Source organism: Stenotrophomonas sp. OVS01A (assembly GCF_019969775.1).
GTDB classification, from domain to species: Bacteria; Pseudomonadota; Gammaproteobacteria; order Xanthomonadales; family Xanthomonadaceae; genus Stenotrophomonas; species Stenotrophomonas indicatrix.
This window is the reverse complement of record NZ_JAHXYV010000006.1, coordinates 226883-247668: the sequence shown is the minus strand read 5'-3', so window position 1 is coordinate 247668 and position 20786 is coordinate 226883. Positions and strand designations below refer to the sequence as shown.

Genomic DNA, 20786 nt, shown 5'->3' with positions numbered 1-20786 from the left:
CTCCCTGGTGAAATTAGCGCTATGGAACCACCCGATCCCATCCCGAACTCGGAAGTGAAACGTAGCTGCGCCGATGGTAGTGTGGCCTAAGCCATGCGAGAGTAGGTCATCGCCAGGGTTTATACCCGAAAACCCCGCTGCTCATGCAGCGGGGTTTTTTCTATTAAGTGAAGGCTCTGCTTTTTTGAGTTCCTTCCGCCCCAAGGGCAAGTACGCGAGCTGGCGCTGCAAGCGCTGCTGCAACCGTCTCCCTGGTGAAATTAGCGCTATGGAACCACCCGATCCCATCCCGAACTCGGAAGTGAAACGTAGCTGCGCCGATGGTAGTGTGGCCTAAGCCATGCGAGAGTAGGTCATCGCCAGGGTTTACATCCAAAAACCCCGCTGCTCACGCAGCGGGGTTTTTCTTTGCGCGCGAGAAACCGAAGGTAGTGCCGGCCGCTGGCCGGCAACCTCATGAACGTCACGCGGCTGCACGTGCCAGCCGGCCAGCGGCCGGCACTACCGGCGCCCAGCACTCACGCACAAAAAAAGCGGCGCCCAAGGGCGCCGCTTTCTTTGGAACTCAACGGCTGGGGGACTTACTTCGCCGCAGCGGCCGGTGCCTTGGCCTTCATCATCGTGTCGCGGGCAGCCTTGAACGGATTGCCTTCGTACCAGTTGGGCCAACGATCGCCGCCGGCCAGTTCCTTGCCGACGCCATACATCAGCTGCAGGTCCTCGACCGTGCCATCCAGCTTCCAGGTGGCCGGGTCATACTCGTCCTTCGGGCCGTGGTAACGGTTGGAACCGTAGTCGGCGGCCGCCTTGCGGCCAGCCTCGACACCGCCGTCGCGCAGGTCCTCACCGCCGTCGGCGTACAGCGCCGGCACACCCGCCTTGGCGAAGTTGAAGTGATCCGAACGGAAGTAGAAGCCGCTCTGCACCGAGGTCTCGCCGTGCAGGGTGCGATCCTGGGCTGCAGCCAGCGGCTTGAGGATGTCTTCCAGCTCCGAACTGCCGAAGCCGGTCACCGTCACGTCCTTGGCACGACCGGCCACCGACATCGCATCGATGTTGATGACACCAGCGATCTTGTCCAGCGGGAAGGTCGGGTGGGCGACGTAGTACTTCGAACCCAGCAGGCCGGATTCTTCCAGGGTCACCGCCAGGAACACCACCGAACGTTCCGGCTTCGGTTCCTGATGGGCCATCGCTTCGGCCACCTCAAGGATGCCGGCCACGCCGGTCGCGTTGTCGACGGCACCGTTGTAGATGTTGTCGCCCTGTTCGCCCTCGTGCTTGCCGAGGTGATCCCAGTGCGCCATGTACAGCACGGCCTCGTCGGCACGCTTGCTGCCAGGCAGCACGCCCACCACGTTGCGCGACTGCTTCTGCGCGACCTTGCTTTTCAGGTCCACCGAAGCGGTTGCCTTCAGCGGTACCGGCTTGAAGCCGGGCTTGCTGGCGTCCTTGTAGGCCCGGTCCAGATCCAGCCCGGCGCCGGCGAACAGGGCCTTGGCCGCGTCGGCGCTCAACCAGCCCTGTACCGGCAGGCGCGGCTCCGCATCGTCCTTGGCCGGCAGGTCGTACTGCGGGCCGGCCCAGGAGTTCTTCACCACGTCCCAGCCGTACGAAGCGCCTGCGGTGTCATGGACGATCAGCGCGGCAGCAGCTCCCTTGCGCGCAGCTTCCTCGAACTTGTAGGTCCAGCGGCCGTAGTAGGTCATGCGCTTGCCGTCGAACAGCTTTTCGTTATCGACATGGAAGCCCGGGTCGTTGACGAACATGACCACCGTCTTGCCCTTCCAGTCCTGGCCGGCGTAATCGTTCCACTTCTGCTCCGGCGCATCCACGCCGTAGCCGACGAAGACGAGGTCGCTGGCATCGACCTTCACTTCTGTCTGGCCGGTACGGGTGCCCACCACCATGTCGGTGCCGAACTTCAGTTCGCGGGTCTTGCCGCCCTGGGTGAGGGTGAGCACGGTCGATTCATCGGCCGTGGTCTCGGTCATCGGCACGTCCTGGAACCAGCTGTCGCCGTTGCCGGGCTGCAGGCCGATGCGCTGCATCTGGTCGCGGATGTAGTTGACCGTCAGTTCTTCGCCCTTGCTGCCGGGCGAGCGGCCTTCGAACTCGTCAGAGGCCAGGGTTTTCACCATCTCGGCGAAGTCGGCGGCGTTGATCGCCGCTGAGAAGGTGTGCGTGGCCGGCTTGGCGGCGCTGTCGACGCTGGGCGCCGGAGCCGGGGTGTCTTCGCCTTTGCAGGCGCTGAGCGCGGCCGCGGCGGCCAGGCACAGGAGGAGTTTGCGGGGCATCATCGGTTCCTGGAAACACAAGGGACGGCCACGCAGCACGCGCGACCGGTAGCGGGGAGTATCGCCCAAGCCGCAGGCTCAGTCGGCCGGGGCGGTATCGGTATCGAAGGGGATCGGATCGGCGCCGGTGACCGGGCCGATGCGCGCACTGCGGTGGACGTACAGCACCACCTCGCGCTCGAACAGCAGGCTGCCGTTGACCACGGCATTCGGCCCGATGATGACCCGCGGCTTGCGACTGGCCGTCAGCGAGACACTGAAGTTCGGCTTGCGCACATGCACGCCACCGCCGACCTGTGAGCCGATGCCGACGGTGATGTCGCCGTTGACGGTCTCCACGTCCTTGCGCACGCGGCTGCCGACCAGGCCGATGCCACCGTTGACGGTTTCCACGCCGCCTTCGATCTGGCTGCCCTGGTCGCTGAAGATGCTGCCGTTGACCGTGCTGACATCGCCGTGGGCCGTCACTTCGCGACCCAGGCGGATGCCGCCGTTGACGGTCTCGATGCTGCCCGTGCGCGCACGATCGGCGACCTTGACGCCGCCGTTGACGGTGTCGATGCTGCCGGTTTCCACGCCTTCGCCGACACGGATGCCACCATTGACGGTGTCCAGCTTGCCGTAGCGCTGGCCCGGATCGGCGCTGATGCTGCCGTTGACCTTGCTCACGTCTGCCTGGGCCCAGGCCGGGCCACTGGCCAGCGCAATGCCCAACAGCAGCGGAATGGAGAGAGCTTTCATGGGAACCTCGTTGTTGTGCGGCTGGCAGGCCGCGTGCGGAGATGTCACCATTCCCTGCACGTCCCCGCATCTGCCTGAAGTCACTGGAAAGCCCTTGCGCAACAACGTCTTCCCCTCACGCCGGCATCACATCGCCACCCTGCGCGGTGGACGTTGCCTGTTGCTGGGAATGGCGCTGGCCCTGGCGCTGCCATTGCCGGGTGCGGCGCAGACCTCTTCGGCCCGCGAGGCCGAACGCAAGCTGCAGAAGCTGCGCACCGAACTGAAGGGCGTGGCGCAGGAGCGCCGGCAGATCGAGGGCCAGCGCGGACAGGCGTCACAGCAGCTGCGCGAGGCCGATGAAAAGGTGGCACGCAGTGGTCGTGCGCTGGCCCAGACCGAATCGGCGCTGCGCGAGCAGACCCAAGCGCTGGCCCAGGCCGAACAGCGGCGCAATGCACTGCAGTCCAACCTGGAAAAGCAGAATCGCGAACTGGCCGGACTGCTGCGCGCGGCCTACCAGCTTGGCAACCACGCGCCGTTGAAGCTGCTGCTTTCGCAGGACACGGTGGCCGATGCCAACCGTGCGCTGGCCTATCACCGCTACCTGCAGCGCGAGCGCGCGCAGCGTATCACCACGCTGACGGCCGACCTCAAGGAACTGGAGACGCTGCAGGCACAGATCGCCCAGCGCCAACAGCAGTTGCAGGGCACTCACCGCGACCAGAAGCAGCAGGTCGCCACGCTCGCATCGGACCGTCGCGAGCGTGCGCAGACCGTCGCTTCGCTGGAAGAGCGCTTCAAGGACAAGCGCGAGAAGGAACAGGCACTGGGCCAGGACGCCAAGGCGCTGGAAACCTTGCTGGCCAACCTGCGCGCTGCGGCGGCCCGTGCCGAGGCCGAGCGCCGTGCCGCCGCCCGCAAGGCCGCTGCGGAGAAGGCCGCTGCCGAAAAGGCCGCACGCCAGGCCAAGGCCGAAGGCCGTCCGGCACCGGCAACCAAGATCCCGCCGGCCGTGGCCTCGGCACCAGCGCCCAAGGTGGGTGGCCTGGGCTGGCCACTGTCGGGCAATCTGCTGGCCCGCTATGGCGGCAAGCTGCCGGATGGCCGTACCAGCAGTGGCGTGTTGATCGGCGCACCCGCCGGAAGCACCGTCACCGCCGTGGCCGACGGTACCGTGGTGTTCTCCGATTGGATGACCGGCTACGGCATGATCCTGATCGTCGACCATGGCAACGGCTACATGAGCCTGTACGCGCACAACGACACCCTGCTGAAAGATGCCGGTGCGCGGGTCAGCCGTGGCGATGCAGTGGCCAAGGTCGGCAACTCCGGTGGCCAGGGCGTGACGGCGCTGTACTTCGAACTGCGCCGCGGCGGGCAACCGGTCAATCCGGACAGCTGGCTGCAGCGGCGCTGAATTCCGCCTGGCCGCAGCAGGGCGGATTCAACGGGAATTTAGCCACGCTTCGCGCATAATCGGTGCATGTGCCTTGGGCACGATGCCATCGTCGACAGGAGTGATCCATGCGCGCAGCCCGTACCGCCACCCTCTTGCTGGCTCTGTTGCCGGCCCTGTCCTGGGCACAGCAGACCGCCCCCGTCCCGTTGAAGGAAACTCCCGGGAAGGCGGCGAGCAGCGAGGAGGCGGTGACCTCGAAGGTGCCGCTGGACGATATCCGGCGCTTCGTGGCCGTCTACAACGCGGTGCGCGCGGCCTACGTCGATCCGGTCGATGACAACAAGCTGATGCAGTCGGCTGTGCGCGGCCTGCTGCTCGACCTCGATCCGCACAGCACCTACTTCAACAAGGAAGATGCCGAGGCGTTCGACGAACAGGCCAATGGCGCCTATGAAGGCATCGGCGTGGAGCTGCAGCAGCAGCCGGACAATGCCAGCATGAAGGTGATCTCGCCGATCGACGACACGCCGGCGGCCAAGGCCGGCATCCTCGCCGGCGACCTGATCATCGCCATCGATGGCAAGCCGATCAGCGCGATCGATGCCAGCGAACCGCTGCGTGGCCCGGCCGGCAGCAAGGTGGTGCTGACCATCGTCCGCGACGGCAAGCCCAAGCCCTTCGACGTCAGCCTGACCCGGCAGACGATCCGCGTGACCAGCGTGCGCAGCCGCCTGCTGGAACCGGGTTATGGCTACATCCGCCTGAGCACGTTCCAGGCCGACACCGGCTCTGATTTCCAGAAGCACCTGCAGCAGCTGCAGAAGCAGTCCGGCGGCAACCTCAAGGGGCTGGTGCTGGATCTGCGCAGCAATCCGGGTGGTCTGCTGACCGCTGCGGTGCAGGTGGCCGATGATCTGCTCGACAAGGGCAACATCGTCAGCACCCGCGGCCGCATCAGCATCAGCGATGCACGCTTCGACGCAACCCCGGGCGACCTGCTGAAGGGCGCGCCGGTGGTGGTGCTGGTCGATGCCGGTTCGGCCAGTGCATCGGAAGTGCTGGCCGGCGCACTGCGCGACAACAAGCGCGCGCGCGTGATCGGCAGCCGCACCTTCGGCAAGGGGTCGGTGCAGACCGTGCTGCCGCTGGACAACGGCGATTCGGTGAAGCTGACCACGGCGCGCTACTACACACCCAGCGGTAAATCGATCCAGGCCACCGGTATCGTGCCGGAAGTGGAACTGAAGGCAGCACCGCGTCCGGAAGACGAGGCATTGCCGGCCAGCCTGAGTGACTACAGTGAAGCGACGCTGCCGGGCCACCTGCGCGGTGACGAGGAAGGCACCGAGGGCTACCACGCAGGCGCCGTGTTGCCGGGCGATGGCCCGATCAACGATGCACTGGCCGAACTGAAGAACCCGGGTTCGGTTGCGGCGCGCTTGAAGGCAGAAGCTGCGAAGGCCGAAGCGGACAGGGCAGCAAAGGCCGCCGCCAAGCCTGCACCGAAGGCGGAGCCCAAGGCTGAAGCAAAGCCGGAAGCCAAGCCCGAAGCCAAGCCCGAAGCCAAGCCTGCAGAGATCCCGGCCAAGCCTTGATTGCGTAGCGTCGAGCCATGCTCGACTGATGTGCGGACACCGCCCGAGCATGGCTCGGGCGTTTCGCAGAATGCAGCAAGCGGACGCTAGAACCCGTGCCGCTTGCGCAGACGCCGCGCGATCGCCGCGCGCACGTACATGCCGTACACCACGCCGAACACGAAGCCCCCGATGTGCGCCCACCAGGCGACCATGCCGAAGGTCGGGCCGATGTAGGCGAACACCACCTGCAGCGCCGCCCACACACCGATCAGCAGATAGGCCGGGGCGCGCACGAACTCCAGGAACAGCCCCAGCGGGATCACCACGCCCAGGCGCGCGCCGGGGAACAGCGCCAGATAGGCACCGATCAGCGCCGACACCGCACCGCTGGCGCCGATGATGATCTGGTCCGGGCTGCCCATGGTGTAGATCGCGACCAGGTTGGAGATCGCCCCGCCCACCAGGAACAGCAGCAGCAACCGCCACGGGCCCAGCACCCGCTCGGCCGGCAGGCCGAAGATCAGCAGGAACACCAGGTTGCCCAGCAGGTGCGACCAGTCGGCGTGCAGGAACAGGGCGGTGAACAGGCGCAGCACGCTGCCGTCCTGCAGCGTTGCCCACCAGTCCAGCGGGTGGGTCAGGCCGGTGGACAGGGCGCCCCAGTCCAGCCACAGGCTTCCGCGGGCATCGTCCGGGCGCGAGATCGACCACAGGAATGCCAGCCACAGTGCCGCAAACAGCACGGGTGTAGCCCAGCGCAGGGTCGCCTTCTTGCGCGAGGGGAGGGAGACAAACATGGCACTAGCCTAGCGTGCGGGCGCTTTTGGCGGGGAAGGAGCCTGTTCAGCTTTTGCGACGAAGAATGCGCCAGCGCTGTTATTGTTTCATTAACGGCTCTGGGTAATACTCGCATACGGCGTCGTATGTCGGGAGGGGAATCCGGCGCGCTTCGAAAGGCCATCCGGCCTGACGGGCGCAGGCGCACTTAGAGCACCATCACCGCTTACCGGAGAGAGAACTACGATGCAAACTGCTTCTACCATTGCCCGCCTGACCCTGCTGGCCGTCGGCGTTGCCGGTGCGCTGGCCGCCGCCGACGCCAATGCCGCCGCCTTCCAGCTGAAGGAAAACAGCGCCAAGGGCCTGGGCCGCGCCTTCGCTGGTTCCACCTCTGCCGAAGGCGATGCCTCGGTGGTCGCCACCAACCCGGCCTCGATGCGCCTGCTGGAAGGCACCCAGATCCAGGGTGACGTCAGCGCCATCAGCTTCGGCGCCAAGTTCCGCGGCGAAGGCCGCTATGCCAACGGCGCTCCGATTTCCGGCGGCAACGGCGGCGACGCCGGCATGATCGCTCCGGTTCCGGCCGCGTACTTCCACGTGCCGTTCGGCGAGAAGGACAACATGCACTTCGGCGTGTCGCTGACCGTGCCGTTCGGCTTCAAGACCGAATACGACCGTGACTGGGTCGGCCGCTACAACGGCGTCAAGACCGAACTGCAGGCCATCGACCTGGGTGCGGCCTTCTCCTACGACGTCAACCCGTACCTGTCGTTCGGTGCGTCGGTGTTCGCCGAGCGCCTGAATGTCGACCTGACCAGCGCCGTCGACGGCGGTACCGCCATCAACGCCAGCGCCCAGCAGCGCGCTGCCGCCGCTGCACTGGCCGCTGGCCGCACCCCGGCACAGGCCCAGGCCGCTGCCCAGGCCGCTGGCCGCCAGGCCGCACAGCTCGGCTTCTCGCCGGGTACCGCTGATGGTTACCTGCGCATCAAGGGCGACGAAGTGTCCGTCGGCTACACCCTGGGCATGACCGTCAGCCCGGTGGAAGGCACCAACATCGCCTTCAGCTACCGCTCGGAAGTCGAACACAAGATCACCGACGGCAAGGCCGACTTCACCATGACCCCGGCTGCTGCCGCGTTCCTGGCGCAGGCTGCCCCGGGAACCTTCGTCGACAGCAACGGCCGCGCGACCATCACCCTGCCGGCCAGCGCCACCGTCAGCTTCACGCACCGCGTGAACGACCAGTGGAAGATCATGGCCGACGTGTCGCGCACCGCATGGAGCAAGTTCGACGAAGTGCGCGTCGACTACGACTCCAACCAGCCCGACAGCGTGCTGCCGTTCCACTACCGCGACACCACCTTCGCTTCGATCGGTACCGAGTACCGTCTGAACGAGCAGCTGACCCTGCGTGGCGGTCTGGCCTATGACCAGACCCCGACCACCGACGCCCACCGTGACGTCCGCGTGCCGGATACCACCCGCAAGTGGCTGTCGCTGGGCTTGACCTGGGCGCCGTCGGAGAAGATGGAATACAGCGTGGGCTACACCCACCTGTTCACCAAGGATCCGAACATCAACTCGACCTCCGCTACCGCCAACAACGTTGTCGGCAAGTACAAGGTCACCGGCGACGTGCTGGCTGCGTCGATGCAGTACAAGTTCTGATTACGGCGATTTCCTGAAGCAGTACGAAGGAGGCCCCGCGCAAGCGGGGCTTCTTTTTTTCGGGGATCTGCATCCACGCATGGCGTGGATCTACGCGACAATGGCCTGATGGCCGATCGCCGATACCTGAAGAAGATGACCCGCTACTGGGCCGCCGAAGAGGCGAGGGCCACCGTGGCGCTGCAGGATGCGCTCGCATCGGAATGGTTCGACTACTGGCATACCCACTTGGACTGGAAGGGGCGTGGCAATCGCCATGGCAGTGATCGCACCGCCGTTGCCGCCGCGTTGCTGCGGCTGCTCGAGCGCGCGGTGGCCTGCAGGCGGCGGGACACCCAGTGCTGGGTGGTGTTGGCGCCGGATAGCGGCCAGAGCGCGCTGTTCCTGCATTCGCCGAATCCGCAGGGAACGCCTTGGCCGCATCCGTTCGATGGCGTGACCTGGGATATCGAAGCACCGGATTGGCTCGCGCCTGTGATGGCGCCGCACCATCAACTGGGCCGCTGGGGTAGCGCAGAGCCCCGGCTGCTGGTGCGCGTGCGCGCTTGATTTCCATCCACGCATGGCGTGGATCTACTGGCTCAATCCCGCGGGGCGCGGATCTACGCGACAATAGCGCGATGAATCTGTCCGACCCGAATTTCCAGCTGGAGCTGGCTGCCAACATCGCCGTTGCCGGCTCGATCCTGCTGGCCGGCCGCAACAACGTGCATACGTGGTGGCTGGGCATCGTCGGCTGCGCGTTGTTCGCCGCGGTGTTCGAGCGCTCCCACCTGTACGCGGACATGGTCCTGCAGTTCTTCTTCGTGGTCATCAGCGTGTTCGGCTGGTGGCAGTGGCTGCGTGGTGACCATGGCGCGCCGTTGCCCATCACCCGCTTGCCAGCACGCGCGTGGAGCTGGCTGCTGCCCTTGGCGGTGCTGGCGACCTTCGGTTACGGCTGGATGCTGACCCGGCTGACCAATGCGTATGCGCCCTACATCGACTCGGCGGTGCTGGTGTTGAGCGTGATCGCACAGATCCTGATGATGCGGCGCAAGCTGGAATCGTGGTGGGTGTGGCTGCTGGTCAACACCATCGCGGTGCCGCTGTACTACAGCCGCGGGCTGCACCTGACCTCGATCCTGTATGTCGGTTTCTGGATCAATGCGCTGGTGGCGCTGCGTCACTGGCGGCACCTGATGCGCGCCGAAGCGGATACGGGCAGGGCGGCCGATGGCATTGCCTGAGCGGGTACCGCGCGGGTTGGTGGTCGGCAAGTTCTGCCCGCTGCACCTCGGCCACGAGCGCCTGATCGAATTTGCTTCTGCCCGCTGCACCCAGCTGCTGGTGATCGGGTGGTCTCAGCCGGGCTTTGCCGGCTACAGCGCGGCGCGTCGCGAGCGTTGGCTGCGCGCGCGCTTCCCGCAGGCGACGGTGGCGGTGCTGGATGATGCGCGGCTGGCGGCGTTGTGCAGGCAACAGGGTGTTCCCGTGCGTGCGCTGCCGCAGGACAAGGACAGTGAGCAGGTGCAACGCGCGTTCACCGCATGGCTGTGCGTGGCACTGTTTGGCGGACCGGTCCAGGCTGTTTTCACCGGTGAAGACTACGGCGATGGTTTCGCTGCAGCCCTGGCGCAGCATTTCAATGCGCCGGTGCAGCACCATCGGCTGGAGCGTTCGACCGACATCGGTCAGGCCAGTGGTACCGAACTGCGCGCCGATCCGCATGCGCATCGACAGGGCCTGAGCCGGTCGGTCTATGCCGACCATGTGCAGCGGGTGGCCTTCATCGGCGGTGAGTCCACGGGCAAGAGCACGCTGGCGCGGGTGCTGGCCGAACGCCTGGGTACGGCATGGGTGCCGGAGTTCGGGCGTACGTTGTGGGAGCAGCAGGGCGGCGAGCTGCAGGCGCAGGATCTGCTGCGTATCGCTGCGACCCAGCCGCAGCACGAGGACCAGGCCGCGCAGCATGCGCATCGCTGGGTGTTCTGCGATACCACGCCGTTGGTGACGCTGGGCTACAGCGGCTGGATGTTCGGCACTGCACCCGAACCACTGCAGCGGGCCGCGGCGCGTGCGTACGACCTGTTGTTCCTGTGCGCCCCGGATATCCCGTTCGAGCAGGATGGGACGCGTGTGGGCGAGGAGTTCCGCATGCGCCAACACGCGTGGTATCTGCAGCAGTTGCAGGCGCGTGGAATGGCGTATGTGCTGCTGGAAGGCGACCTGGAGATGCGTATCGCGCGGGTGCTGGAGGAATTGGTGAGGCGTGCGGACAACCGGTTCAGTGTGGTGGCGGAATGAGCTGCCAGGGGCTGGCAGGCCCGCATCCGCCCAACATGAAAAAACCCCGCTTTCGCGGGGTTTTTCGTTTACTGCATGACGCCTGGGATCAGTCGCCCAGGGTCAGCAGCGAGGCGTTGCCGCCGGCGGCGGTGGTGTTCACCGTCACCGTCTTTTCGGTGGCGAAGCGCAGCAGGTAGTGCGGGCCGCCGGCCTTGGGGCCGGTGCCGGACAGGCCCTGGCCGCCGAACGGCTGCACGCCGACCACCGCACCGATCTGGTTGCGGTTGACGTAGACGTTGCCGACGTGGACGCCGTTGCTGATGCGGTCGACGGTTTCGTCGATGCGCGAATGCACGCCCAGGGTCAGGCCATAGCCGGTGGCGTTGATCTGGTCGATCACCGCGTCGAGCTGGTCGCCCTTCCAGCGGATCACGTGCAGGACCGGCCCGAAGATTTCCTTCTGCAGCTGGCCCAGGTCCTTCAGTTCGTACGCACGCGGTGCGAAGAAGGTGCCGTTGGCCGCTTCGGCGGACAGTTCGGCCGCAGCGATCAGGCGCGCTTCGCGGTCCATGCGCACGGCGTGGTCCTGCAGGATCTTCAGTGCATCGGCGTCGATCACCGGGCCGACGTCGGTGGACAGCAGACCGGGGTTGCCGACCTTCAGTTCCTTCATCGCACCGGCCAGCATGGTCATCACCTTGTCGGCGATGTCGTCCTGCACGAACAGCACGCGCGCGGCCGAGCAGCGCTGGCCGGCCGAGGTGAAGGCCGAACCGATGGCGTCCTTGACCAGCTGTTCCGGCAGTGCCGAGGAGTCGGCGATGAAGGCGTTCTGACCGCCGGTTTCGGCGATCAGCACGCCGATGGCGGCGTCACGTGCAGCCATCGCGCGGTTGATCGCCCGGGCGGTGTCGGTGGAGCCGGTGAAGGCCACACCGGCCACGCGCGGGTCGGCGGTCAGCGCGGCGCCGACGGTGGCGCCATCGCCCGGCAGGTACTGCACCACGTCAGCCGGCACGCCGGCATCGTGCAGCAGCTTCACTGCGTAGTAGCCGATCAGGTTGGTCTGCTCGGCCGGCTTGGCGATCACGCTGTTGCCGGCGGCCAGTGCGGCAGCCACCTGGCCCAGGAAGATCGCCAGCGGGAAGTTCCACGGGCTGATGCAGACGAACACGCCGCGGCCATGCAGCTGCAGTTCGTTGGATTCGCCGGTCGGGCTGGGCAGCTTCTCGGCGTGACTGAACTGCTCGCGTGCCTGCTTGGCGTAGTAGCGCAGGAAGTCCACGGCTTCGCGTACTTCGGCGATGCCGTCGGGCAGGCTCTTGCCGGCTTCCTTCACGCACAGCGCCATGAATTCGGGCATGCGCGCTTCCAGCTGGTCAGCGGCGTGCTCGAGGATGGCGGCGCGGCTGGCGGCCGGGGTGCGGTTCCAGGCCGGCTGTGCGGCCACGGCATTGGCCAGCGCCTTCTGCACGGTGGCGGCATCGGCCGCCTGCCACTGGCCGACCACTTCACGGGTGTCGGCCGGGTTGGTCACCGGCAGCGAGGCACCAGTCGGGTTCGCGCCCGGCACCAGCGGTGCGGCCTGCCAAGGCTTCACTGCAGCGTTGAGCTGCTCGGCCAAGGCGCGCAGTTCGTTGTCGTTGGCGAGGTTGGCGCCCATGGAATTCTTCCTGTCGTGGTTCTGGCTGCGCAGCAGGTCAACCGGCAGCGGGATCTTGGGATGCGGAATCGATTCGAACGAGGACACCATCTCAACCGGATCGCGGACCAGGTCGGCGATCGGCACGCGCTCGTCGGTGATGCGGTTGACGAAGCTGGAGTTGGCGCCGTTTTCCAGCAGGCGACGCACCAGGTACGGCAGCAGGTCTTCATGCGAACCGACCGGCGCGTACACGCGGCAGGGCAGGCCAAGGCGATCGGCCGGCACTACTTCGGCGTACAGGTCATCACCCATGCCGTGCAGCTTCTGGTGCTCGTAGACGCCACCGTTGGCGATGCTGCGCACTGCGGCGATGGTGTGCGCGTTGTGCGTGGCGAACATCGGGTAGATCGCGTCGGCATGGGTAAACAGACGCTTGGCACACGCCAGGTAGGACACGTCGGTGTTCTGCTTGCGGGTGAACACCGGGTAGCCGGCATAGCCTTCGATCTGCGCGCGCTTGATCTCGGCGTCCCAGTAGGCGCCCTTGACCAGGCGCACCTGCAGGCGACGACCGGCGCGACGCGCCATGTCGGCCAGGTGGTCGATCGTGTACGGCGTACGCTTCTGGTAAGCCTGCACGACCACGCCGAAGCCATCCCAGCCGGCCAGCGAGGCATCGCCGAACACCTGCTCGATGATGTCCAGCGACAGTTCCAGGCGATCGGACTCTTCGGCGTCGACGGTGCAGCCGATGCCGTAGCTCTTGGCCAGCTGCGCCAGTTCCAGCACGCCGGGCACCAGGTCCTTCAGCACGCGCGCGCGCTTGGCGTGCTCGTAGCGCGGGTACAGCGCCGACAGCTTGATCGAGATGCCCGGTGCGTTGTTGACGTCGCCATCGGCACGGCCACCGCGCGCCTTGTGGTCACCACCGATGGCGTGGATCGCACGACGGTAGTCTTCCAGGTAACGCAGGGCGTCCTTCATGGTCAGCGCGCCTTCGCCGAGCATGTCGAACGAGTAGCGATAGCTGGCGCTGTCGCCCTTGTGCGAGCGTGCCAGCGCTTCGCCGATGGTGCGGCCCATGACGAACTGGTGGCCCATGATCTTCATCGCCTGGCGCACGGCCAGGCGTACCACCGGCTCACCGACGCGGCCGACCAGGCGCTTGAACGCGCTGGGTGCATCGGCGCGGGTGGCGTCGTTCATCTGCACCAGCTTGCCGGTCAGCATCAGGCCCCAGGTGGAGGCGTTGACCAGCACCGAGTCGCTGCCGCCCAGGTGTTTTTCCCAGTCGGCATCGGCCAGCTTGTCGCGGATCAGCTTGTCGGCGGTCTCTTGGTCCGGAATGCGCAGCAGCGCCTCGGCCACGCACATCAGCAGCACGCCTTCCTCGCTGCCCAGGTCGTACTGGCGCATGAAGGCTTCGATCGCGCCCTGGTCCTTGGCGCGCACACGCACCCGGGCGACCAGGTCGGCGGCCAGCGCCTGCACCTTGGCCTGCTCGTCGGCCGGCAGGCGCGCCTGCGCCAGCAGTTCGCGCACATGGCTGGCCTCGTCCTTCAGCCAACCATCGGTGATGGCCTGGCGGAACGGGTTGGGGGACGCCGGCAGTTCCGGCGACAGCAGCGCCGAGTGACGCGGGGCGTCGCTGGCGGCAATGGGAGAGGAGGGTGCGTTCATGCCGGTCCGGCCAGTGGAAAACTTGGCGATTTTAATCATTTTTTCGACTTCAGGAAGGCCCGCGCAGCCACCTTCATGAATGCTGATAGCCCCTAGCGGTGGTGGATTCAGCGTGTTCAGCAAAGTCGGGCCGTTTTGTGCCGAATTCGTCATTCGTGCCGCTGGGCTCATGCTGTATTGCAGCATCGGAAAAAGTGTGAATGCACCCTTGCTACCGGCGAGAGGGCAGGGCTACCATCGAGACGTTTCCCGCGGCAGGAACGCGGTTGCGACATGATCGAGGTGCTTACAGCTCCGGATGGGTCAGGTACGCAGCTGCGACTGCGTCCCCCACGGGCGCTCGATGCCCGGCAGTTCGTCCTGTTGTTTGCTGTGTTGTCGGGAGTGATGTGGCTGGTGTCCGCCTTCGGGTGGGTGGCCGGCAATGCATTCGCTCCCCTGTTCGCGCTGCTGTACAGCCTGTTGCTGGCAGCTGCGTTGCGCGCGTTGTGGCGCAGTGGTGAACGGCAGGAGGAAATCCGGGTAGTGCCGGCGTGCGTGGAGGTCATCCCCGTGCCCGGTGGATCGCCGGTGTTCCGGGCTCATCCGCACTGGGTGCGCCTGCTCACCGACGACCAGAGGGTCCGGCTGGCATCCAGCGGCCGGCAGGTGGAGGTGGGGAGTTTCCTCGCGCCGGCCGAACGTCAAACGCTTGTTGAAACGCTTGAAGATTTGCTCGCCGCCAGCGATGGCGGCAACCGACGACGCTAAGGGTCTAGGCAATGAAGCAAAGCAGAGGGTGGGGCACGAAGTGCGTTGCAATGGCCGCCGCGATGGGGGCCCTGCTGTCGATGCCGGGGACGGCGCTGGCCCAGGCGGCCGATCCAAAACCGTGGCAGTTGAACATGGGCAAGGGGGTGACCCAGACCTCGCGCCTGGCCTGGGAATCGAACAACCTTTCGCTGATCGTCTGTACGGTGATCGGCGTGATCGTGTTCGGCGCGATGGCCTACGCGATGTTCAAGTTCCGCAAGTCCAAGGGCGCGGTCGCTGCCACCTTCAGCCACAACACCAAGGCCGAAGTCATCTGGACGGTGATCCCGGTGATCATCCTGGTGGTGATGGCGTGGCCGGCCACGGCCAACCTGATCAAGATGTACGACACCCGCGATGCCGAGATGACGGTCAAGGTCACCGGCTACCAGTGGATGTGGAAGTACGAGTACCTGGGCGAGAACGTGACCTTCACCAGCCGCCTGGACCGCGAGTCCGACCGCATGCGGCAGAGTGGCAAGGTACCGACCCGCGAGAGCCATCCGCACTACCTGCTGGATGTCGACAACCGGCTGGTGCTGCCGGTGGACACCAAGGTGCGCTTCGTCATCACCTCCGACGATGTGATCCACGCCTGGTGGGTGCCGGCGCTGGGCTGGAAACAGGACGCCATTCCCGGCTTCATCAACGAAGCCTGGACCAGCATCGAGCAGCCCGGTGTCTACCGCGGCCAGTGCGCGGAGCTGTGCGGCAAGGACCATGGCTTCATGCCGATCGTGGTCGAGGCGGTGTCCAAGGAAGAATTCAAGCAGTGGCTGGCGCAGCGCAAACCGGCGCCTGCACCGGCAGCCCCTGCCGCGCCTGCCGAACCCACCGCACCTGCCAGTGCAACGCCGGCGCAGCCGGCGGCACCGGCAGCCGCCGAGGCCGGCAACGCGCCTGCGGCGGCGGCCAGCGGAGCCTGATGTAACTGCCCGCGGCCGTATTGCGGCTGCGGCGACAACCGATCCTGAGAGGTGTTTTGCAATGGCGCACTCGGCAGTTGGGCACGACGATCACCATCACCCGCAGAGCTTCTTCGAGCGTTGGTTCTTCTCGACCAACCACAAGGACATCGGCACGCTGTACCTGGGTTTCAGCTTCATCATGTTCGTCATCGGCGCGTTCATGAGCGTGCTGATCCGGCTGGAACTGGCCCAGCCCGGCATCCAGTACATCCGTCCGGAAATCTTCAACCAGCTGACCACCGTACACGCGCTGGTGATGATCTTCGGCGGGGTGATGCCGGCCTTCGTCGGCCTGGCCAACTGGATGATCCCACTGCAGATCGGCGCGCCGGACATGGCGCTGCCGCGCATGAACAACTGGTCGTTCTGGCTGCTGCCGGTGGCCTTCAGCCTGCTGCTGCTGACCTTCCTGCTGCCCGGTGGCGCGCCGGCCGGTGGCTGGACGCTGTACCCGCCGCTGTCGCTGCAGGGCGGCTACAACGTGGCGTTCACCGTGTTCGCCATCCACGTGGCCGGCATCAGTTCGATCATGGGCGCGATCAACATCATCGCCACGGTGCTGAACATGCGCGCGCCCGGCATCGACCTGCTGAAGATGCCGATCTTCTGCTGGGCCTGGCTGATCACCGCGTTCCTGCTGATCGCGGTGATGCCGGTGCTGGCCGGTGCGGTGACGATGCTGCTGACCGACAAGTTCTTCGGCACCAGCTTCTTCAATGCGGCCGGTGGTGGTGACCCGGTGATGTTCCAGCACATCTTCTGGTTCTTCGGCCATCCCGAGGTCTACATCATGATCCTGCCCGCCTTCGGCGTGGTCAGCGAGATCATCCCGACCTTCAGCCGCAAGCCGCTGTTCGGCTACCAGGCGATGGTCTACGCCACTGCGGCGATCGCGTTCCTGTCGTTCATCGTCTGGGCCCACCACATGTTCACCGTGGGCATGCCGCTGGGCGGTGAGATCTACTTCATGTTCGCCACCATGCTGATCTCGATCCCGACCGGGGTGAAGGTGTTCAACTGGGTCAGCACGATGTGGCGCGGTTCGCTGACGTTCGAAGCCCCCATGCTGTGGTCGGTGGCGTTCGTCATCCTGTTCACCATTGGTGGGTTCTCCGGCCTGATGCTGGCGATCGTGGCCGCCGACTTCCAGTATCACGACACCTACTTCGTGGTCGCCCACTTCCACTACGTGCTGGTGACCGGCGCGGTGTTCGCGCTGATCGCGGCGGTGTACTACTGGTGGCCGAAGTGGACCGGGCGCATGTACAGCGAGAAGTGGGCCAAGGTGCACTTCTGGTGGTCGATCGTGTTCGTCAACCTGCTGTTCTTCCCGCAGCATTTCCTGGGCCTGGCCGGCATGCCGCGCCGCATCCCCGATTACTCGGTGGCGTTCGCCGACTGGAACCTGATCAGCTCGATCGGTGCGTTCGGCATGTTCGCCACGCCGTTCATGATGGCTGCGATCCTGCTGTCCTCGCTGCGCAACGGCGAGAAGGCCGAGGCCCGCTCCTGGGAAGGCGCGCGCGGTCTGGAGTGGACGCTGCCGTCGCCGGCACCGGCGCACACCTTCACCACGCCGCCGACCATCCGCCCGGGTGACCTGGCCCACGACGATATCGGTCATTGAGGTGGTGCATGCATAACGAGAGCCCGATCACCCCGGCCAGAGCCGAGCCACGCGTGGCCGCAAGCGCATCGACAGGCCAGCGGCCAGGCACCGCGCCGCTTTATGCGGAGCAGCGCCAGCGCGCCAAGCGCACCGCGTTGTGGGTGGGCGCGATCGCCGTGCTGGTGTACGTCGGCTTCATCCTCAGCGGCGTGATCGGTCGATGAGCGAAACACCGGCCACCGCTCCGTCACGCAGCGCCGGCCTGCCGCGCCTGATCGGCGTTGCGGTGGTGGTGTTCCTGCTGACGTTCTCGCTGGTACCGCTGTATCGCATCGCCTGCGAGAAGGTATTCGGCGTGCGCCTGGAACGTGGCCCGGGCAGCGAAGCCAGTACCGGTGCTGCCACCGGCAAGCGCACCGTGCGGGTGGAATTCGATGGTGGCGTCAATTCGCGGCTGCCGTGGTCGTTCCATCCCGAGCAGCTGACCATGGATGTGGTGCCTGGCGAGCTCAACGAGGCGCTGTACTTCGCCCGCAACGACAGCCAGCAGGCCGTGGTCGGCAGCGCGGTGCCGTCGGTGGCGCCGGCACGCGCGTCCGGGTTCTTCAGCAAGACCGAGTGCTTCTGCTTCACCGCGCAGACCCTGCAGGCCGGCGAGAAGCGTGACATGCCGGTGCGCTTCATCGTCGATCCGGACCTGCCGCCGGAAATCCGCACGATCACCTTGTCCTACACCTTCTACCGCAACGATGCGTTGTCCGATCGGCTGGCGCCCGCCGCCACGTCGGAAGGCGCCCACGCTGCTCCCTGACCCGGATACCGACCATGGCCCAGACACCTACCGACGCCAACGTGTACTTCGTCCCGGCCCAGAGCAAGTGGCCGTTCGTCGGTTCCATCGCGATGATGGTGACCATGGTCGGCGTGGCCAGCTGGCTCAATGACGCCAGCTGGGGCCGCTGGACGTTCTACATCGGCGTGGCGATGCTGGTGCTGACCCTGTTCTGGTGGTTCAGCGATGTGGTGCGCGAGTCGCAGGCCGGCAACTACAACCGGCAGGTGGATGGTTCGTTCCGGATGGGGATGGTCTGGTTCATCTTCTCCGAAGTGATGTTCTTCGGTGCCTTCTTCGGTGCGCTGTTCTACACCCGCCACCTCGGCCTGTCGTGGTTGAGCGGCGAAGGGCGCGGGGTGATGACCAACGAGCTGCTGTGGCAGGGCTACTCGGCCGGCTGGCCGACCAATGGCCCGGCAGCGATCGGTGGCGCGTTCCAGACGATCCCGGCCTGGGGCCTGCCGCTGATCAATACGCTGATCCTGCTGACCTCGGGCGTGACCCTGACCATCGCCCACCATGCGCTGAAGGCGGGCAACCGCCGCCAGCTGTTGATCTGGCTGGGCCTGACCGTGCTGCTCGGCTTGGGCTTCCTGACCCTGCAGGCCGAGGAGTACATCCACGCCTACAAGGAATTGAACCTGACGCTCGGCTCGGGCATCTACGGTTCGACTTTCTTCATGCTGACCGGCTTCCACGGCGCACACGTGCTGCTGGGAACGATCATGCTGATCGTGATGTGGCTGCGGTCGGCGAAGGGACACTTCACCCGCGACAACCATTTCGGCTTTGAAGCGGCCGCGTGGTACTGGCACTTCGTCGACGTGGTGTGGCTGATGCTGTTCCTGTTCGTCTACGTGCTTTGACCGCGCAGGCGTCGGCAGCGTCAGCCGCCGGCGCTGCCTGGCCTGATGGGGCGTCAGCCGCCGATGCCGTGCGGTTTGATCCAGCCCATGTAGATGCTGACGATCACCAGTACGATCAACGCCACCGACACTCCGATGCGGCGGGTCAGTGCATTGACCGTGCGCTTGGTCTGGCCGCGGTCCACCAGAAGGTAATACAGGCCGGCGCCCAGATTCCAGACGATGACGATCAGAAACGCGATTACCAGCAGGGTCTTCAGCGAATCACTCATGCGCGGCTCGAGGGCAGGGTGGATGTGCCTATCTGACCGCGTTTGCGCGGACTTGTCATGATGCGCCAGCACACGCGCCTGATCGGCTGGCTGATGGCGTTGCTGGCGATGGCCGGATTCACCGCGCTGGGGCTGTGGCAGCTGCAGCGGATGCAGGCCAAGCAGGCGTTGCTGGATGCACAGGGGCCAGCCGTGGCGCAGGCGCTGCCGTTGGCGCAGGCGCTGGCGGCGCAGGGCGCGCTGCATGGCGTGGCCGATCACGGTCGCTTCCTGCCGGGCGTGGTGCTGCTGGACAACCAGACCCGCCACGGCCGCGCCGGAGTAAAGATCTATCGTCCGTTCCGCAGCGATGCGGGCAGCGTGTTGCTGGTGGACCTTGGCTGGCGCGCGCTGCCGCCGGACCGCAGGTTGCCGGTGGTGCCGGCACCGCCGTCGCCGGTGGCCGTGCGAGGCCTGTTGGCGCCGCCCCCTTCGTCCGGGCTGGCGCTGGGGCCGGCGTTCACTACCACCGATGTTGCAGGGCGCTGGCTGGCCAGTCGCCTTCCCGCCGATGGCCTGGCTGCGGCACTGGGCCTGCCATCGTTGCCCGAGCGCGTGCTGCGGCTGGACCCGGCGCTGCCGTTCGGCGATGAGCGCGATCTCGACCTGCTGCCGAACACGCTGCCGCCGCAGCGCCACCTGGGTTACGCCGTGCAGTGGTTCGGGCTGGCGCTGACCGTGCTGGTGGTGGCGCTGGTACTGGAGTGGCGCGGAAGACGGCCCGTTGCCCGGTAGTGCCGGCCGCTGGCCGGCATCCCTTTCCCAACCATGAGAAAATGCCCTGCATGAACACTGCTACCTCCCCGCAGGCGCGCGGCAACGGCCGCCGGACCCTGGTGCTGCTGTTCGCCGTTTTCTTCGGGGCGATGGCGCTGGCCGCCCTCCTGCGTTTCTCCGGCTGGCAGCCAACCGCGCACCGCAATGCAGGGCAATTGCTGAAGCCGCCGGTGGATCTGCGCCAGCAACCGCCGACGCTGGCCAATGGCGCGGCCTACCCCTGGAACCCCGAGGCGCGCACATGGCGCCTGTTGGTGGCCCCGGCCGGAGCCTGCGACGCGCAGTGCGTCACTTTGTCGCAGGGACTGGGCAAGGTGTGGCAGCTGTTCGGCCATAACGCCGATAATGTCGAGATCCTGTGGCTGGGAACGCCACCGGCGTCGATCGCCTCGCTGCCCGCGCTGCGGCCGCTGGCCCCGTCGCCAGCCCTGCGCGCGGCGCTGCCTGGCGTCGATGATCCGGCGGGTCTGCCGGTCTACGTGATCGATCCGAACGGCTTCGTGATCATGCGTCATGCCCCCGGGAGCGATCTCGGCGGTCTGCGCAAGGACATGGCCACGTTGCTGAAACTGAAGTGAGTCCCGTTTG

At 66.2% G+C, this 20786-nt stretch carries 19 protein-coding genes and 2 rRNA genes; 16 read left to right on the top strand and 5 right to left on the bottom strand.

The annotated features are described in order from the left end of the window. Positions 1-3 precede the first annotated feature (3 nt). A 5S ribosomal RNA gene (gene rrf, locus LC407_RS18320) occupies positions 4-118 on the top strand. A gap of 132 nt (positions 119-250) precedes the next feature. Continuing rightward, positions 251-365, top strand: a 5S ribosomal RNA gene (rrf, locus tag LC407_RS18315). A gap of 216 nt (positions 366-581) precedes the next feature. On the opposite strand, the gene LC407_RS18310 is transcribed toward rrf (LC407_RS18315), so the two are convergent. Continuing rightward, positions 582-2297, bottom strand: a complete 1716-nt coding sequence (locus LC407_RS18310; protein WP_218788463.1) for a M28 family metallopeptidase — start codon at positions 2295-2297, stop codon at positions 582-584. A 78-nt stretch (positions 2298-2375) separates the two neighbouring features. Then, positions 2376-3038: a hypothetical protein gene (locus LC407_RS18305; protein WP_032975637.1), complete on the bottom strand. Its 663-nt coding sequence runs from the start codon at positions 3036-3038 to the stop codon at positions 2376-2378. A 169-nt stretch (positions 3039-3207) separates the two neighbouring features. Between LC407_RS18305 and LC407_RS18300 the strand changes: the two genes are divergently transcribed. Further along, on the top strand, positions 3208-4437 hold the full coding sequence (locus tag LC407_RS18300; protein ID WP_223483365.1) for a peptidoglycan DD-metalloendopeptidase family protein: 1230 nt from the start codon (positions 3208-3210) through the stop codon (positions 4435-4437). Between the two features lie 107 nt (positions 4438-4544). Next, the gene (locus LC407_RS18295) at positions 4545-6014 is read left to right on the top strand and encodes a S41 family peptidase (protein WP_032975636.1); all 1470 of its coding nucleotides are present in this window, start codon (positions 4545-4547) and stop codon (positions 6012-6014) included. A gap of 86 nt (positions 6015-6100) precedes the next feature. Here the strand turns inward: LC407_RS18295 and LC407_RS18290 are convergent, their stop codons facing one another. Next, positions 6101-6793 (bottom strand): rhomboid family intramembrane serine protease, encoded by a 693-nt coding sequence (locus tag LC407_RS18290; RefSeq protein WP_025878304.1) that lies wholly within the window; start codon positions 6791-6793, stop codon positions 6101-6103. A 226-nt stretch (positions 6794-7019) separates the two neighbouring features. Here LC407_RS18290 and LC407_RS18285 point away from each other — a divergent pair, with 226 nt between their 5' ends. From LC407_RS18285 to LC407_RS18270, 4 genes are all read left to right on the top strand, one after another. Then, complete coding sequence (locus LC407_RS18285) at positions 7020-8447, top strand: outer membrane protein transport protein (RefSeq protein ID WP_025878303.1); 1428 nt, start codon at positions 7020-7022, stop codon at positions 8445-8447. A gap of 108 nt (positions 8448-8555) precedes the next feature. Further along, on the top strand, positions 8556-8996 hold the full coding sequence (locus LC407_RS18280) for a hypothetical protein (RefSeq protein WP_223483359.1): 441 nt from the start codon (positions 8556-8558) through the stop codon (positions 8994-8996). Between the two features lie 71 nt (positions 8997-9067). Next, positions 9068-9676, top strand: coding sequence for a nicotinamide riboside transporter PnuC (gene pnuC, locus LC407_RS18275; RefSeq protein ID WP_025878300.1), 609 nt, complete (start codon positions 9068-9070; stop codon positions 9674-9676). After that, entirely contained in the window at positions 9663-10733 is a 1071-nt protein-coding gene (locus LC407_RS18270; RefSeq protein ID WP_223483358.1) for an AAA family ATPase, read from the top strand. The genes pnuC and LC407_RS18270 overlap by 14 nt, the downstream gene beginning before the upstream one ends. 88 nt (positions 10734-10821) lie before the next feature. Here the strand turns inward: LC407_RS18270 and putA are convergent, their stop codons facing one another. Continuing rightward, complete coding sequence (gene putA, locus LC407_RS18265) at positions 10822-14040, bottom strand: bifunctional proline dehydrogenase/L-glutamate gamma-semialdehyde dehydrogenase PutA (RefSeq protein WP_134831893.1); 3219 nt, start codon at positions 14038-14040, stop codon at positions 10822-10824. 273 nt (positions 14041-14313) lie between these two features. Here putA and LC407_RS18260 point away from each other — a divergent pair, with 273 nt between their 5' ends. The 6 genes from LC407_RS18260 to LC407_RS18235 all read left to right on the top strand — a co-directional run bounded on the left by LC407_RS18260 (position 14314) and on the right by LC407_RS18235 (position 19110). Beyond that, positions 14314-14790 (top strand): DUF2244 domain-containing protein, encoded by a 477-nt coding sequence (locus LC407_RS18260; RefSeq protein WP_025878297.1) that lies wholly within the window; start codon positions 14314-14316, stop codon positions 14788-14790. An 11-nt stretch (positions 14791-14801) separates the two neighbouring features. Then, complete coding sequence (gene coxB, locus LC407_RS18255) at positions 14802-15758, top strand: cytochrome c oxidase subunit II (protein WP_080150749.1); 957 nt, start codon at positions 14802-14804, stop codon at positions 15756-15758. 61 nt (positions 15759-15819) lie between these two features. Next, positions 15820-17427, top strand: a complete 1608-nt coding sequence (ctaD, locus tag LC407_RS18250) for a cytochrome c oxidase subunit I (RefSeq protein ID WP_025878294.1) — start codon at positions 15820-15822, stop codon at positions 17425-17427. Between the two features lie 8 nt (positions 17428-17435). Next, positions 17436-17633 (top strand): hypothetical protein, encoded by a 198-nt coding sequence (locus LC407_RS18245; protein ID WP_154879164.1) that lies wholly within the window; start codon positions 17436-17438, stop codon positions 17631-17633. After that, entirely contained in the window at positions 17630-18220 is a 591-nt protein-coding gene (locus LC407_RS18240; RefSeq protein ID WP_025878292.1) for a cytochrome c oxidase assembly protein, read from the top strand. Before LC407_RS18245 ends, LC407_RS18240 begins: the two co-directional genes overlap by 4 nt. A 14-nt stretch (positions 18221-18234) precedes the next feature. After that, positions 18235-19110, top strand: a complete 876-nt coding sequence (locus LC407_RS18235; RefSeq protein ID WP_025878291.1) for a cytochrome c oxidase subunit 3 — start codon at positions 18235-18237, stop codon at positions 19108-19110. 53 nt (positions 19111-19163) lie between these two features. Here LC407_RS18235 and LC407_RS18230 read toward each other — a convergent pair whose 3' ends face one another. Next, positions 19164-19382, bottom strand: a complete 219-nt coding sequence (locus tag LC407_RS18230) for a twin transmembrane helix small protein (RefSeq protein ID WP_010484233.1) — start codon at positions 19380-19382, stop codon at positions 19164-19166. Between the two features lie 57 nt (positions 19383-19439). Between LC407_RS18230 and LC407_RS18225 the strand changes: the two genes are divergently transcribed. Both LC407_RS18225 and LC407_RS18220 read left to right on the top strand, forming a co-directional pair. Beyond that, a complete protein-coding gene (locus LC407_RS18225) occupies positions 19440-20156 on the top strand; it encodes an SURF1 family protein (RefSeq protein ID WP_223483357.1) in 717 nt (238 codons plus the stop codon). A 50-nt stretch (positions 20157-20206) separates the two neighbouring features. After that, positions 20207-20776, top strand: a complete 570-nt coding sequence (locus LC407_RS18220; RefSeq protein WP_033830168.1) for a hypothetical protein — start codon at positions 20207-20209, stop codon at positions 20774-20776. The last annotated feature ends 10 nt before the right edge of the window (positions 20777-20786 follow it).

Coding starts and splice junctions, on each gene's coding strand:
- LC407_RS18240 (WP_025878292.1), top strand. CDS start 17,630: ATGAGCGAAACACCGGCCACCGCTCCGTCACGCAGCGCCGGCCTGCCG.
- LC407_RS18300 (WP_223483365.1), top strand. CDS start 3,208: ATGGCGCTGGCCCTGGCGCTGCCATTGCCGGGTGCGGCGCAGACCTCT.
- LC407_RS18285 (WP_025878303.1), top strand. CDS start 7,020: ATGCAAACTGCTTCTACCATTGCCCGCCTGACCCTGCTGGCCGTCGGC.
- LC407_RS18260 (WP_025878297.1), top strand. CDS start 14,314: ATGATCGAGGTGCTTACAGCTCCGGATGGGTCAGGTACGCAGCTGCGA.
- LC407_RS18235 (WP_025878291.1), top strand. CDS start 18,235: ATGGCCCAGACACCTACCGACGCCAACGTGTACTTCGTCCCGGCCCAG.
- LC407_RS18290 (WP_025878304.1), bottom strand. CDS start 6,793: ATGTTTGTCTCCCTCCCCTCGCGCAAGAAGGCGACCCTGCGCTGGGCT.
- LC407_RS18295 (WP_032975636.1), top strand. CDS start 4,545: ATGCGCGCAGCCCGTACCGCCACCCTCTTGCTGGCTCTGTTGCCGGCC.
- LC407_RS18270 (WP_223483358.1), top strand. CDS start 9,663: ATGGCATTGCCTGAGCGGGTACCGCGCGGGTTGGTGGTCGGCAAGTTC.
- putA (WP_134831893.1), bottom strand. CDS start 14,040: ATGAACGCACCCTCCTCTCCCATTGCCGCCAGCGACGCCCCGCGTCAC.
- LC407_RS18280 (WP_223483359.1), top strand. CDS start 8,556: ATGGCCGATCGCCGATACCTGAAGAAGATGACCCGCTACTGGGCCGCC.
- LC407_RS18310 (WP_218788463.1), bottom strand. CDS start 2,297: ATGCCCCGCAAACTCCTCCTGTGCCTGGCCGCCGCGGCCGCGCTCAGC.
- LC407_RS18220 (WP_033830168.1), top strand. CDS start 20,207: ATGAACACTGCTACCTCCCCGCAGGCGCGCGGCAACGGCCGCCGGACC.
- LC407_RS18230 (WP_010484233.1), bottom strand. CDS start 19,382: ATGAGTGATTCGCTGAAGACCCTGCTGGTAATCGCGTTTCTGATCGTC.
- LC407_RS18225 (WP_223483357.1), top strand. CDS start 19,440: ATGATGCGCCAGCACACGCGCCTGATCGGCTGGCTGATGGCGTTGCTG.
- pnuC (WP_025878300.1), top strand. CDS start 9,068: ATGAATCTGTCCGACCCGAATTTCCAGCTGGAGCTGGCTGCCAACATC.
- coxB (WP_080150749.1), top strand. CDS start 14,802: ATGAAGCAAAGCAGAGGGTGGGGCACGAAGTGCGTTGCAATGGCCGCC.
- ctaD (WP_025878294.1), top strand. CDS start 15,820: ATGGCGCACTCGGCAGTTGGGCACGACGATCACCATCACCCGCAGAGC.
- LC407_RS18245 (WP_154879164.1), top strand. CDS start 17,436: ATGCATAACGAGAGCCCGATCACCCCGGCCAGAGCCGAGCCACGCGTG.
- LC407_RS18305 (WP_032975637.1), bottom strand. CDS start 3,038: ATGAAAGCTCTCTCCATTCCGCTGCTGTTGGGCATTGCGCTGGCCAGT.